The organism is Candidatus Nitrospira neomarina (genome assembly GCF_032051675.1).
Classification (GTDB): Bacteria; Nitrospirota; Nitrospiria; order Nitrospirales; family UBA8639; genus Nitrospira_E; species Nitrospira_E neomarina.
Genome location: NZ_CP116968.1, coordinates 1416585 through 1430739 on the forward strand (window position 1 = coordinate 1416585; position 14155 = coordinate 1430739).

Below are 14155 nucleotides of genomic sequence, written 5' to 3' on the forward strand. Positions count from 1 at the left end.
AACCTGGAACAATCCCAAAAAAGATATTTAGCTGGGAATTTTCCCATTTTCAGTCCTAAGAATTGAGGCCATACCCTCGAAACTTCGCGGCAGAAGTTCAAAAGTTTCACGCCCACAATATTTTTTAAATTTCACCTTCGATTCTCCGGAGAATCTTGTGAGAAAAATTATTCTCTAACTAAATTGAATCAGATCTCCCCCATTTTTGTAAAACAAACCTAACGCCCTCAATCCGAAAGTTTTTTCTGTACTTAAATGGATGGCTGAGGTACATTTCTGGATACCTGAATTCATCGTGCCCAACACATTGGCCATTACCTGAATAACCCCCAAACAGGTTTATGCCCACGCCTGAAGACCAGACTAACAAACCAATTATTGTTCTCCCTATCCTCGTGAGATACTTTCTCACAAAAAATTGGTATTCTTCGGCGGGGAGTTTAGAACTGTGCATTTTCTCTAAATCCAACGCACTATTCTGCAACGATCTAGGCGATGAATCCGCCTCCCATGTTCATTAGCAACTTTGCTCAGCTTAAGGAACACGATGAACAGCTCCTACGGCTTGGACTGCTCGCCGAGCGTTATTTTCCTGAAGATCCCAACACATCGATACTCAAACTTCGCCAACTGACAGAGCTCCTCGCGCAGCATGTCGCAACGAAAATCGGCGAATATGTATCCACCGAAGAGGGACAATACAAACTTATCGGTCGGTTACAAGACCAGGGAATCCTTCCTCGGGAAATTTACCAACTCTTCAGCGAAGTGAGACGGGCGGGCAACGCTGCCAGCCATTCCATGGTAGGGGATCACCGAACTGCCCTTACTGCACTCAAGATTAGCTGGCAACTCGGCATCTGGTTCCATCGCACATTCAAGGACCCCGCATTTAAGCCGGGTCCATTCATTCCACCACGGCCACCCAAGGATGAAACCGAAGATCTGAGAGCTGAGCTTGAACGCCTCAGCCAAGGACTCGCCGAATATCAGACAGCGCATAAAGAGACAACGCAACGGCTGGAATCAACGGAAGGGATGCTCAAAGAGGCGGCCGACGAACGGTCATTCTGGGAGCAAATGGCGACTGAAACCGAATCAGCCAAAGCTGATTTGGAGCAGCAGCTTGCAGCTCAGCAGGCACAGTCTGCGACACAAACCAAGGTCACAGTTGCCGCTCTTGTCGCAGCATCCAACCAAGCAGCAGCGGTCATTCACTTAGACGAGCCTGAAACCCGTAAGCTGATCGACCAGCAGCTCCAACAGGCTGGCTGGGAAGCAGATTCAGCGACCCTGCGCTACGGAGTAGGCATCAGGCCCGCGAAGGGCAAGAACCTTGCGATTGCCGAGTGGCCGACAAACAGCGGGCCTGCTGACTACGTTCTGTTTGCCGGACTGATACCAATGGCAACTGTGGAAGCAAAGCGAAAGAATATCGATGTCTCCGGATCATTGCAGCAGGCGAAACGCTACAGTCGCAGTTTCGTGGTAGCCGAAGAGCTCCAATCACCTGGTGGCCCGTGGGGTGAGTTTCAAGTTCCTTTCGCCTTCTCTTCCAACGGACGACCTTATCTTCGACAGTTGGCCCAGCGTAGCGGAATCTGGTTCTGTGATCTGCGCCACCCCGAGAATCTCGGTCACGTCCTTGATGGATGGTACACTCCGGAGGGGCTCACAGCACTACAAAAACGTGACAAACAGCGAGCACACGAACAACTTACGAACGAGCCCTTCAACTACGGCTTCACTTTAAGACCCTACCAACAGGAGGCGATACAATGTATTGAGGCAGCCATTGCACGTGGGCAGCGAGAGATGCTGCTAGCCATGGCAACAGGCACGGGTAAAACGAAGACCTGTATTGCACTAATTTATCGGCTGCTAAAAGCACAACGGTTTCGGCGTGTGTTGTTCCTGGTGGATCGGTCTGCACTGGGGGAACAGGCAACGAACGCCTTTAAAGATACCCGGATGGAGAACCTTCGAACCTTTGCAGACATTTTTGGGATCAAAGAGCTTGAGGAACAGGACCCCGACAGTAACACCTCAGTTCATATCGCCACGGTCCAAGGAATGGTCAAGCGAATTCTGTATGGCCCGGAGGGAGCAGCACCTCCGGCCGTGGACCAATACGATTGTATTGTCGTTGACGAATGCCATCGCGGATACCTCCTTGATCGTGAGCTGTCCGAAACCGAACTCACCTTCAGGAGCTATGGTGACTATATCTCCAAGTATCGCCGAGTGTTAGACTATTTTGATGCCGTCAAGGTAGGGCTAACGGCTACCCCTGCTTTACACACCACTGAAATATTCGGGATCCCGATTTACTCATACAGCTATCGTGAGGCGGTCATTGATGGTTTTTTGAGGGATCATGAGCCGCCCATTCAGATAAAAACAGAGCTTTCCACCAAGGGCATCCTTTGGCGAGCGGGCGACAGGGTCAAGGTTTACAACGTCCAGCGGAGTGAAGTGAATCTATTCACCACACCAGATGAAATACAAATTGAAGTAGAGGAGTTTAATCGCAAGGTCATTACGGAACCCTTCAATAAGGTGGTCTGCCAATTTCTTGCACGAGAGCTGGATCCTAGTTCACGCCAAAAAACACTAGTCTTCTGTGCCAATGACGCGCATGCCGATCTGGTGGTTGAATTACTCAAAGGAGCTTTCAAGGAATACTACGGAAACATCGAAGATGATGCGGTCATCAAAATCACCGGAGCGGCTGACAAACCCCTGCAATTAATCCGCCGATACAAGAACGAACAAAATCCCAACGTGGCAGTCACGGTTGATCTACTGACGACTGGCGTGGACGTTCCTGAAATCTGTAACCTTGTGTTCCTCAGGCGGGTCAACAGCCGAATTCTATTCGACCAGATGCTCGGGCGAGCGACACGCCTCTGTGACGAGATTGGAAAAGAATCATTCAGAATCTTCGATGCTGTCAGGATTTACGAAGCGCTCCAGACATTGACGGCAATGCAACCCGTTGTGGCTGACCCGAAGATTTCCTTCTCGCAGTTGGCACGCGAGTTGATGGAATTAAAAGAGGTGGATGCCCGCATGCTGGTTCGAGATCAATTCATCGCCAAACTCCAACGCAAGAGACGCCACTTCTCAGAAAAGATCAAAAAGGATTTTGAAAATAGTGCTGGCATGTCACCAGAGGCATTTATCAAACAAATGCAAAAGATGTCCGTGGCTGAGATAGCAGGGTGGTTTACCAAAAATCCTGATCTCGGTGAAATCCTCGACAGAAAAGGTGAGGGAAGAATTAAACCCATACTCATTTCCGAGCATCCGGACAAGCTAACCGGCGTTGAACGGGGGTATGGTGCGGCAAAAAAGCCCGAAGATTACTTGAAGGAGTTTTCTGAATTCATCCGAACCCAAAGCAATACTATACCCGCATTAGTAACCGTTCTAACTCGCCCACGAGAGCTGACTCGCAAACAGTTGCGGGAACTGGCCTTAGAATTGGATAAGGCGGGTTTCACTGAGTCGAACCTTGCAATCGCCTGGCGAGAGATGACAAACCAAGAGATTGCCGCCCGTATTATCGGCTATATCCGCCAGGCTGCGTTGGGAGATGCCCTGATACCCTATGAACAACGTGTAGACCGTGCGCTCCAAACCATTCTAACCTCACAGTATTGGACCACTCCGCAACGAGAATGGTTAAAGAAGATCGCAGCACAAACAAAAGCTAATGTTATTGTAGATCGCGATGCGCTGGATGATCCCGATCTTGTGTTTAAAAGGGAAGGCGGGGGATTTTCCCGAATCAACCGAATTTTTGAGGGTCAACTACAACAAATCCTGGAAACATTCAACGACACAATTTGGAAACCCGCTGCCTAGCAGGGAAGATTACAACAAAATATGAGTAACATCACACATGATATCGTCGCGAAACTGTGGAACCTTTGCAACATCCTCAAGGATGATGGGGTTACTTACCACCAATACGTCACTGAATTAACCTATCTGTTGTTCCTCAAGATGGCTAAGGAGACAGGCACTGAGGAACAGATTCCCAAGGGGCACCGTTGGGATGACCTTGAGGCCAAGACTGCCCCTGATCGTCTTGAAGAATATAAAAAGACCCTCATCCACCTTGGTACCCACGGCTCAAAGTTGGTGAAGGCGATCTTCACTAATGCTAGCTCATTTATAAAGAAACCAGCCACACTCTCGATCCTTGTGACTGAGATCGATAAACTCGACTGGTATAGTGCGCGCAAAGAAGGTTTAGGCGATCTGTATGAAGGCTTATTGGAGAAAAACGCCAATGAGAAAAAGTCAGGCGCAGGTCAGTACTTTACGCCACGCCCGCTGATTGACAGTATGGTCGCGGTGATGAAACCAACCCTCGACGACATTATCCAGGACCCAGCGGCCGGGACCGGTGGCTTTTTAATCGCTGCCAACCACTATCTGCGCGAGCACACCGATCCTGATGGTTGGACCGAGACTCAGCAGCGAAAATATCGCCGCGAAACCTTCTACGGAATGGAGCATGTGGAGGAGGCACATCGCCTCGCCCTGATGAATTTGATGCTTCATGGTCTAGAGGCCGCACCGAATGGAGCAGGAATACGATATGGCGATACACTGTCTCCTGAAGGGGCGGCCCTGCCAAAGGCCACGCTGATACTCACAAATCCACCATTTGGCACCAAGAAGGGTGGCGGTTTGCCCTCCCGCACCGACTTCACCTTCCCGACAAGTAACAAACAATTATGTTTTCTCCAGCACGTCTACCGCAGTCTGGAACCTGGAGGACGAGCTGCGATTGTATTGCCTGACAATGTGCTCTTCGAAGGCAATGTCGGCAAACAAATTCGGGGTGATTTGATGGACAAATGCAACCTGCACACCATCCTCCGTCTACCCACGGGTATCTTTTACGCACACGGGGTCAAAACCAATGTGCTCTTCTTCACACGTGGAGAGAGGGAAAAGGGCAACACCAAAAACGTCTGGGTTTACGATCTGCGCGCCAACATGCCGCAATTCGGCAAGCGTTCGGTCCTCACCCGTAAGCATTTTGGTGCCTTTGAAGCGGCCTTCGGCAAAGATCCACTCGGTAAACCCGCGAGCCTAAAGAAGCGCAAGGACACCGGCGAGGAAGGACGCTTCCGCTGCTTCACTCGCGACTGGATTACAGAGCGCGGTGAAAGTCTCGATATCGCATGGCTCAGGGATGAGAGCGATGGCGAAACTGGGGAGGCGGAGGAACCGGTCGTGCTGGCACAGGAAGCCATGGACGAGCTTGAAGGGGCGATGGAAGAATTAAAGGGAATTCTAGATGAGTTGGGTGAGGAGATCGAGGCGTGAGCGAATTGCCTCACAATTGGATGACGGCACCGATCGGTGCCGTAACCGTTAACTGTGCCCAGAGAATTCCGTCTGATGAAGAACAGATCCAATACATAGACATCGCATCTATTGCCCGGGACAAGAAGTTGATCTCCCGCCCACAGTGTATTTTAGGAAAAGACGCTCCTAGTCGCGCAAGGAAGCACGTTTTTGCGGGGGATGTACTCGTATCCATGACTCGCCCCAACCTTAACGCAGTTGCCATGGTGCCAGACAGTCTTGATGGCCAGATAGCCTCTACCGGGTTCGATGTGCTACGCGCTCCAAAGCTTGATCCACGATGGCTCTATTACATTGTGCGCACAAACTCTTTCGTAGAACGCATGACTGAGCTTGTTCAGGGTGCTCTTTACCCTGCGGTGAAGTCCCAAGATGTGCGGAGCTTCGAAGCACCCTTTGCTCCTTTCAATGAACAGAAGCGCATTGCTGACAAGCTCGACACAGTCCTCGCTCGGGTGGACGCCTGCCGCGAACGCCTTGACCGCATTCCCGCAATACTCAAACGCTTCCGCCAATCGGTTCTCGCCGAAGCTACCTCCGGTAAGCTTACGGAGAATTTGCGGAATACAGTAGCGCCCAAACAAGTTTCCACTTCTCCTGAATCTGGTTTATTTGCCATTCCTATGTCTTGGGTATGGGCACACCTGGGAACACTTGCTGAGGTAAAGGGTGGAAAACGTTTACCAAAAGGCCAAAAGCTAGTTCCAGAAAATACTGGTTTTCCATATATTAAAGCTGGGCAATTGAAAAATGGCACTGTCAGAAGCGAAGGCCAAGAATATTTACCAAAAGATGTTCACCGAATAATAAAACGGTATGTCGTCAAGAGCGGAGATGTCTTTATAACAATTGTGGGGGCTAATATTGGCGATGCTGGAGTAATCCCACCCGAGTATGACAAGGCAAACCTAACAGAAAATGCTGCGAAACTATGCAACCTAAAAGGCGTACGTAACAATTACCTCGCCTTCTGGCTGCAATCACCTGTTGCACAAAGTTATATAGATCGTCTCACGAAATCCGGCGCTCAAGGGAAATTAGCATTAATGCGAATAAAGGAAATCCCAGTCCCCTTGCCAAGCATGGATGAGCAAAATGAGATTGTCCGTCGCATCGAATCGCTTTTTGGTTATGCCGACCGCATCCAGGCCCACTATGCAGTCGCTCGTGCCCATGTCGAACGCCTGCCACACGTCTTACTCGCAAAAGCATTTCGAGGCGAGCTTGTCCCCCAAGACCCCACCGACGAGCCCGCCTCTGTTTTGCTGGAGCGAATTCGTTCAGCTCGCTCGTTAAAACCGATCAAACTGAAAAGAGGTATGATTAGCAGCCCATCAATAAGATTGCGCAAAGTGGAGGCCCAAATGTTAAGTCGCACAGAGATCCAGGACATGCATCTGACCAAGATTCTAAAGGAACGGGGACCCCTGCCTGCCGAAGCACTCTGGGCTGCGTCTCAGCTCGACATTGATGACTTTTACGAGCAACTCAAGGACGAAGAAGCCCGTGGTCTATTGAGAGAAAAACGCGGCAAATCGCCCACAGCCTCGCGGTTGCTCGAGGCCGCCGCATGAGATTGGACCGACTCAGCATCCCGAACTACCGTAACTTGCGCTCATTTGAAATCGACTTCGACGAGAGCCAACCAACCACGGTGCTGCTCGGCCGGAACGGTACCGGTAAGTCAAACCTCATTGAGGCAATTGTCGAAATCTTCCGCGAGTTGGAGTTGGGTGGCACGCCTGGTTTTGCGTACACGTTGGAATATGTTTGTCGCGATCGTGCCATCCGTATAGATGCGGATCCTGCACGGACAAATAAGCGACTGGACATCACCGTCGACGGCAAAACGATCACTCAGGCCGCTTTTCAACGTGAGCTCGACACCTACCTACCGAACTACGTCTTTGCCTATTATTCTGGCTGGAGCAGCCGTCTTGAACGGCATTTTGATCGTCCCACACGTAAACACTACGATCGAATCTTGAAAAGCCCAGATCGAGAGTTACCACTTCGACGTCTGTTCTTCTGTCGAAAGGAGTATAGCCAGCTTGTACTCCTAGCTTTCATTCTTGCACAGGCCCCTGCCGCCCGCCAATTGTTGCAGGAGTACCTCGGTATTAAGCATTTTGAGTCAGCACTCTTCGTACTCAAGACTCCCTGGTGGCGCGGGAGCGGTGCACCCAACAAGACTCAGCAGGCTGAGGGCGATCCACGCTTCTGGTACGCCCGAGGGGCTTTTAAGGGCTTCCTTGGCAGATTGTGGGACCGCGCCCTCGCCCCGATTCGAAACAATGAAACCATTGAACGCGATATCCGCCGGCAGGGAGAGAGCACGGAGCGCCTTTTCCTTTTCATTAAGAACGAAGCTGAACTTGCCGCACTGAAGGAGCCAGGTGAGGACTCTAAGACCCTATTTGGCTACCTGGAGAGTCTGTTTCTCTGTGACCTGATCGATGAGGTCCGCGTCACCGTCGAACGTATGGATGGAACCCGAGTGAAATTTGTGCAGATGAGCGAAGGAGAGCAACAACTTCTAACCGTACTCGGTCTGCTGCTGTTTACTCAGAACGACGAGTCGCTTTACCTCTTGGATGAGCCCGACACCCACCTCAACCCCGTCTGGACCTACGACTTCCTCAAGCTACTTCAGGACAATATCCGCGCCGAGAAGGGCCAGTTGATCGTTGCCACACACAACCCGCTGATGATCGGCAGCCTGCACAAAAATCAGGTTCGCATGCTTGCTCAAGCAGAGGATCGTATTACGGCGAACGAACCAGAGTACGACCCAATCGGAATTGGAGTTGAAGGCTTATTAAAGTCAGAGTTGTACGGGTTGCGATCGACCTTGGCACCGGAAGTTCTGAAAAACCTCGACCGGCACTATGCCCTACTTGGAAAGAAGAGTAAGACCCCCGACGAACAAAATGAATTGATGGCTCTTGCGATGGAATTGAATGAACTTGGAGTCTCTCGCACCCATCCAAACCCATACTTTGAATCATTCGCCAATGCTTTGGCGCGACGGCGTTCTACCGAAACGAAAGCTGCACTTTCCAAAGCAGAAATCGATTCTCAAACCCAACTAGCTGACGAAGTACTCGAAGAGGTATTGTCTGAAGAGAAGGCAGGTGCCAAAGGTGGAGGAGCATGAGATACATTCCCCTTCGAAAGCAGACCCCTGATGCAGCCTGGTTAGCTAATGCCAGCACATTGTTGACTCAGCTGAAAGATGCCCCGGACGCTGAGTCACGAAACAAAATCATAGCCGACAACGGTGCTGTCTGGGGTGAAATGAAGCAATGGCTTCTAAAACTTTCCCATCAGAAATGTTGGTTTTCAGAGGCAAAAGACTGCTTTAGCCATTGGGATGTGGAACACTATCGCCCGAAGAAGTCAGCCAAGGATACTGACGGCAAAGTGTATGATGGGTATTGGTGGCTAGCTTTCGACTGGCTGAACTTCCGTATTTGCGGGAACGCTGGCAACCGCAAGAAGGGTACCTTCTTTCCGCTGCGGGCCGGTTGCCCGCGATGCGCTCCACTCGGTGACCTTCGACATGAAGACGCACAGTTGCTCGATCCAATCGATGAAGACGATCCGGCGCTGCTCTCATTCAACGTGGAGGGTCGTGCTATTCCCGCAGCGCATGTCACTGATGAGTGGGAAAAAGCACGCGTTGAGTACTCCGTTGAGAGATACAACCTCGACTTTCCGCCGCTCATGGACAAACGCAAGACCGTATGGGCGGAGTGTTGGAATCGAATTCAGGAGTACCTGGACGAATTAACGCTATACCATACGGACCGGACCAATGGCATCGCGAAAGACCGTTACAAACAGGCAGCCAGACATTTGCGTGAACTCATGCATGAGGAGAAAGAACTGTCAGCAGTCGCCAAGGCCTGCATTCTGAGCACCGGGGACCCACGGTTGGCGGGGCTAATTCAGTCTGCCTGACTAGATACGGAATAGGGCGGCTCTAAGCACTTACTTTGAAACAGGAGGATGCAAGTGTCGATTCGGAATGGCGTCATCAAGATTGCTAACGAATATCTTGAAGCCAAAACTCAGCCGTTGAGGGCCCATCCATTGGCCGCATTTATCCGTGATGCACTACCCAAGGAAATCGGGCATGCGGTCAATAGGACAGGGGATGAACAGCAGCTTATCGTGCAGGGGACGAAACTCCCTGGCAATTGGGCTTCGGTCCCCTGGATTGGGATTATGGATACCCGTCTTACGGACAGCATTCAACGAGGGATTTATGTCGTTCTGTTGTTTGCTGAAGATATGCGCACCGTCTTCTTCAGCCTTGCAATGGGTGTGCAGAATACCTCTCGGAGGACGCAAGCCTCGTGGCTTCGCCAGATTCCAAATGATTTTCCTCCGCCGGAGGGGTTTGCCACAGGTCCATTACCTTCTGGGTCACTTGCGGCACAAGGAATCGGCGCCCGCTATGAGCAAGCTGTCGTTTACTTCAAGAAATACCCCCGCACCGAACTGCCGGATGAGATTAAGCTGGAGGCAGATCTCCTCGTCATTTGCAATCTACTCCGGCGTATTGGTGATAGCGGACAATACCGAATTGCCAATGCCGACGAACAACCCGAAGTAATATCTATTACCATTCAGGGCCGTGATTTTCAATTCTCAGCAGATGACGTTGAGCACGCCTTTGCAAAGACGACGGAACCGCAATGGAAAGACAGACCCGGGGTTGAACCGTATTGGCATGTCATCGTTGGTGATGAGAGCAAGCCTGTCAAAGCTGTTTTTCGCAATCTCCCCGGTGTGTCAGAGGGCTTCGACTTCACAAAAGACGCCGCAGCACGGGCTTTCGAGCGCTTGAGTTTTGAAATTATCAATATCAAACAGGATCCGATGGTAGGCGAGCTCTGTCTACTCGGCACGTGGACTGACGTTGATGAAGAGGATGCAGTCCAGGTTAGAGCCGCTATTGCCTCCAAAAGCGCATGGGCTAGCTGGTGGAGTTTCCCGATTCGGGAGGAGTTCCACTCAAAGCTTCAACAACCGTTCTACTTTTACGTCAACGCTGGCAAGCAGAGCTTCCCTTTTCGTATGAAAGTTGAGCAATTTCAGACAAGCCGCGGTAATGAGGGGATGGCAAGCCCATGGCCAGAGATCACTGACGCTGAGTGTGTCGGTAAGTTACGGGCCGGACCCAAGAACTCCGAAGTCTTCAAAACATGGCTCTATGTGACGGAATTTGAATCGCTGGCCCCGCCGCTCACGTTGGATAGCTTTGACCCTGCGCTAGGGTCGAAGCGAACGGCACTTTTAAACCAGAGTGCATTTGGTTACGCATATCGGAAAAACTCTGTCGCTAACGAATTGGCACAACACCCACAGATCCCTCTCAATTTAATCCTCTATGGCCCGCCGGGCACTGGCAAAACACACTGGATGCGCCAGAAGTTCGCTGACTATACCAATGAACCAAGCGATGTGGACCACGAAACTTGGATCCAGGAATTACTCACCAACTATGGATGGCGTCCCGTGATTGCCGCATCGCTCGCCGAACTCAAGCATCCAGCACGGGTACCAGAGATTCGCGACCACCCCTGGGTACAAGCTAAGACGAAGCAACGTGGCCGAACCGCGGCAGCGGTTCATGCCACGCTTTGGGGCTACCTGCAGGAACACACGCCCGAGACAGTTCCTGCGGTAAAAACCAGCATTCGCCGCCCCCCTTTCATCTTCTCGAAGCGCGGCTCTGGTGAGTGGGAGTTGCAACCAGACTGGCAAGAGCTCGACGAGGAATCTGCCGAGCTCGCGCGCTTACTACAGGCAGGGCCTAGCGGAGCAATGGAGCCAATCCGTCGCTACCGCGTGGTGACATTTCATCCTTCCTTTAGCTACGAGGACTTCATTCGAGGGATTCGCCCTGTTGCGACTACGGAGGATGGCTCGACCCAATTTCGTATAGTCGATGGGGTGTTCAAGCAGATCTGTGATGAGGCTCGCGCAAATCCGTCCAAACGCTATGCTCTCTTTATCGACGAAATCAATCGTTCCAATATTGCCAAGGTATTTGGCGAATTGATCACCTTGATCGAGCCAGACAAACGGGCCGTCTTTGATGCGAAAGGGCGGCTGATAAAGGGAATGACGGTTCAACTGCCAGGGAGCGAGGGCGCGGATGTTGCTGAACCCCCTTTTGGCGTGCCAGCCAACCTAGATATCTTTGGCACTATGAACACAGCGGATCGGTCGATCGCATTACTTGATATCGCGTTGCGCCGACGTTTCGATTTCCAAGAGATGGAGCCCAACTACACTGTACTCGATCGGCTGGTTGGAAATGTGCATTTGGGTGCCTTACTGAGACGACTTAATGATCGGTTGGAATACCTACTTGATCGCGACCACCGCATTGGGCACGCATACCTCATCCCAGTGGATTCATTGGCTAATCTCCGTCGGGCGTTCAGTATGCAAATTATCCCGTTACTGCAGGAATATTTTTTCGACGACATGGGACGCGTAGCCATGATCTTGGCAACTAGCCCAAAGACCCCTCCCTTTGTCGAGTATGAGCGCCTCAGTCATGGCCAGCTGTTTCCGGGGACTCGTGCTAAGGGGCTCCCGCTCGAGCGGTCCCGTTACCTCGTAGGATTGGAATCGTCGTGGACGGAGGAAAGCTTTCTGGGCGTTTATGAATTACCAGCTGGTAGCGTCGAAGAAGAGGGAGAGCCTGCCTAGGCGGTGAGACCAGGCATGGCGTCCACTTATCTGACAGCCTTTGAGCATCAGCCTCTCACCGTGGGGTCCACCGACATCTGTGCAGATTTGACGACGGGTGAGGCGGAACAACTTATTTTTCTTGGGGAGTTACGCCCTGGGTTTTGCAAACGGAGCTACCAGGCCATTTCCCTGGCGCAGTACTGCGGGCTAGTGGCGCTCGGCAACCGATCCCTTGAGATTCTTCCGAAAATCGACGATGACAACCGGCCGGATGAGTGTCGTGGGCTATTACTACGCATGCTACGAGAAGCAGCCGACATGTCGATCTTTCGTCATGTTGCCGTCGGTCACAATCTTCGACATGCCCCACTACTGGAAGTGTTTATTTCAGCATTCTTCGATATTGTGGCCTCGCTTGTTCGCGGTGGCTTGCTTCGGCAATATCAGGAACATGCGGAAGATCTTCGGGTGGTTCGTGGGCACATCATTACAAACCGCCAGTTCTCAGTCCATGCCAACCGTCCGGATATTGTTGCATGTCGATTCGACGAACTGACAAGTGACAATCTCTGGAACCGTCTGCTCAAGGTTGCCTTACAAACGGTTGGGCCGTGGATTAGTAACACCGAATTGTATCGACGGTGGATAGAACTTAAGCTCGCATTCGATGAGGTTGCGGATATACATGCGAACGTGCAGATGTTGAATCGGCTCGTCTTCGACCGCCAGGCAACACGCTATCGGTTAGCCATCGACTGGGTAAGATGGATTCTCTCGCTCCTCTCCCCCGATCTTAGGGCCGGAGACAACGCCGCGCCCGGATTACTATTCGATATGAATGTGCTTTTTGAATCCGTCCTTGCTGCCTTGATAGGGCGAAATGCTATAGGTGCAGGTCTAACCTTGTTCGCCCAAGAAACTGAAAAGTATCTGGTAACCGTCCAAGAAAGTGGTGGGCACCGCGCGTTCGGCTTGAGACCGGATCTTGTTATCCGTCGTTCCGAGCAAGTGATTGCAATTGGAGACACGAAATGGAAACGGCTCGTGGTCAGAAAAGACGGATATCTGTTACCACCCACCCAGGATCTCTATCAAATGCAAGCCTATGCCGCAGCATATAGCTGCGAGAACCTTGCCTTGATTTATCCATGGCATAGCGGATTGGCAGGTTCAAAAGAAACTGCATTTGAGTTACCACGTGTTGGTGAGATGCAGCCAGTTGTCCACATCCTCTGTATCGACTTGCACAGTGACCCATTTGTATTAATCCGCGGCCTGAACATGTCGGAACTTGTTAAACTGCTGCCACGAGGCCGGGCTTCCAAGGCTTGAACAATACTTATCATTTTACCTCAATACAATAATGATAAAGCAGCCTTCGATGTCATGCCTGTTTTACCTGGCAAAAAAGATATGGGGAAACTTAATAAGAGCACGCAACAGAACATGACCCACGATAATTATATGCGCCTGGCCATGGCCATGGCTCAGAAGGTCCCCCGATATCCCTTCGTCGCCGTGATCGTCCGACGGGCAACCGGGAGATATCGGCAAAGTTTTGACCGGCTTCCAGAAGTAACTCTAACAACCTCAAGCCGTGGCATGAAAACAATCCAGGAATTCTATTGGCTAGTGGATGAACGCACACAAAGAGTGGTCAGTTGGAAGACTGAGGACCCCCAGGCAATGAAAGATGGACCTTTGCCATGAAACTCTCAAATACCGCCAGGGCTATTGTGGATGTCAGAAAGCTTCGCGACTATTGTCTCAGCCGTGAACATCCGCGAGGTCAACACAAAGCCCGTGTCTTTCAGAGCGCCTTGGGATGGACTGCGGCCTCGGCAGAAGAGGTTCGTCGAAGGCTACTTGAAGTCGTACAGAAGGAAGAAGCCACTTTCCTCGGTTCAGATGACTATGGAAAGCGGTATGCGCTAGACTTTTCAGTACACGGCCCCGCTGGGCCAGTAACCGTTCGGAGCTTGTGGATCGTCCGCCGTGCTGAGGACTTTCCACGATTCGCCTCATGCTATATCCTATAGGAAGGAGATTA

General features: G+C 51.3%; 9 protein-coding genes. All 9 read left to right on the plus strand.

What is annotated here, in order from left to right; genetic code table 11:
- Window positions 1-495: 495 nt before the first annotated feature.
- From hsdR to PQG83_RS06335, 9 genes are read left to right on the plus strand one after another with little or no spacing between them, the layout of a single operon-like run.
- On the plus strand, window positions 496-3870 hold the full coding sequence (hsdR, locus tag PQG83_RS06295) for a type I restriction-modification system endonuclease (RefSeq protein WP_312747907.1): 3375 nt from the start codon (window positions 496-498) through the stop codon (window positions 3868-3870).
- Between the two features lie 21 nt (window positions 3871-3891).
- Window positions 3892-5349, plus strand: coding sequence for a class I SAM-dependent DNA methyltransferase (locus PQG83_RS06300; RefSeq protein ID WP_312747909.1), 1458 nt, complete (start codon window positions 3892-3894; stop codon window positions 5347-5349).
- On the plus strand, window positions 5346-6965 hold the full coding sequence (locus PQG83_RS06305; protein WP_312747911.1) for a restriction endonuclease subunit S: 1620 nt from the start codon (window positions 5346-5348) through the stop codon (window positions 6963-6965). The genes PQG83_RS06300 and PQG83_RS06305 overlap by 4 nt, the downstream gene beginning before the upstream one ends.
- On the plus strand, window positions 6962-8548 hold the full coding sequence (locus PQG83_RS06310; protein ID WP_312747913.1) for an AAA family ATPase: 1587 nt from the start codon (window positions 6962-6964) through the stop codon (window positions 8546-8548). Before PQG83_RS06305 ends, PQG83_RS06310 begins: the two co-directional genes overlap by 4 nt.
- Window positions 8545-9354, plus strand: coding sequence for an HNH endonuclease family protein (locus tag PQG83_RS06315; protein WP_312747915.1), 810 nt, complete (start codon window positions 8545-8547; stop codon window positions 9352-9354). Before PQG83_RS06310 ends, PQG83_RS06315 begins: the two co-directional genes overlap by 4 nt.
- 54 nt (window positions 9355-9408) lie before the next feature.
- A complete protein-coding gene (locus tag PQG83_RS06320; RefSeq protein ID WP_312747916.1) occupies window positions 9409-12123 on the plus strand; it encodes an MrcB family domain-containing protein in 2715 nt (904 codons plus the stop codon).
- Between the two features lie 15 nt (window positions 12124-12138).
- Window positions 12139-13437, plus strand: a complete 1299-nt coding sequence (locus tag PQG83_RS06325; protein ID WP_312747918.1) for an McrC family protein — start codon at window positions 12139-12141, stop codon at window positions 13435-13437.
- A gap of 54 nt (window positions 13438-13491) precedes the next feature.
- Window positions 13492-13815, plus strand: a complete 324-nt coding sequence (locus PQG83_RS06330) for a hypothetical protein (RefSeq protein ID WP_312747920.1) — start codon at window positions 13492-13494, stop codon at window positions 13813-13815.
- On the plus strand, window positions 13812-14144 hold the full coding sequence (locus PQG83_RS06335) for a DUF6883 domain-containing protein (RefSeq protein ID WP_312747923.1): 333 nt from the start codon (window positions 13812-13814) through the stop codon (window positions 14142-14144). Before PQG83_RS06330 ends, PQG83_RS06335 begins: the two co-directional genes overlap by 4 nt.
- Window positions 14145-14155 lie beyond the last annotated feature (11 nt).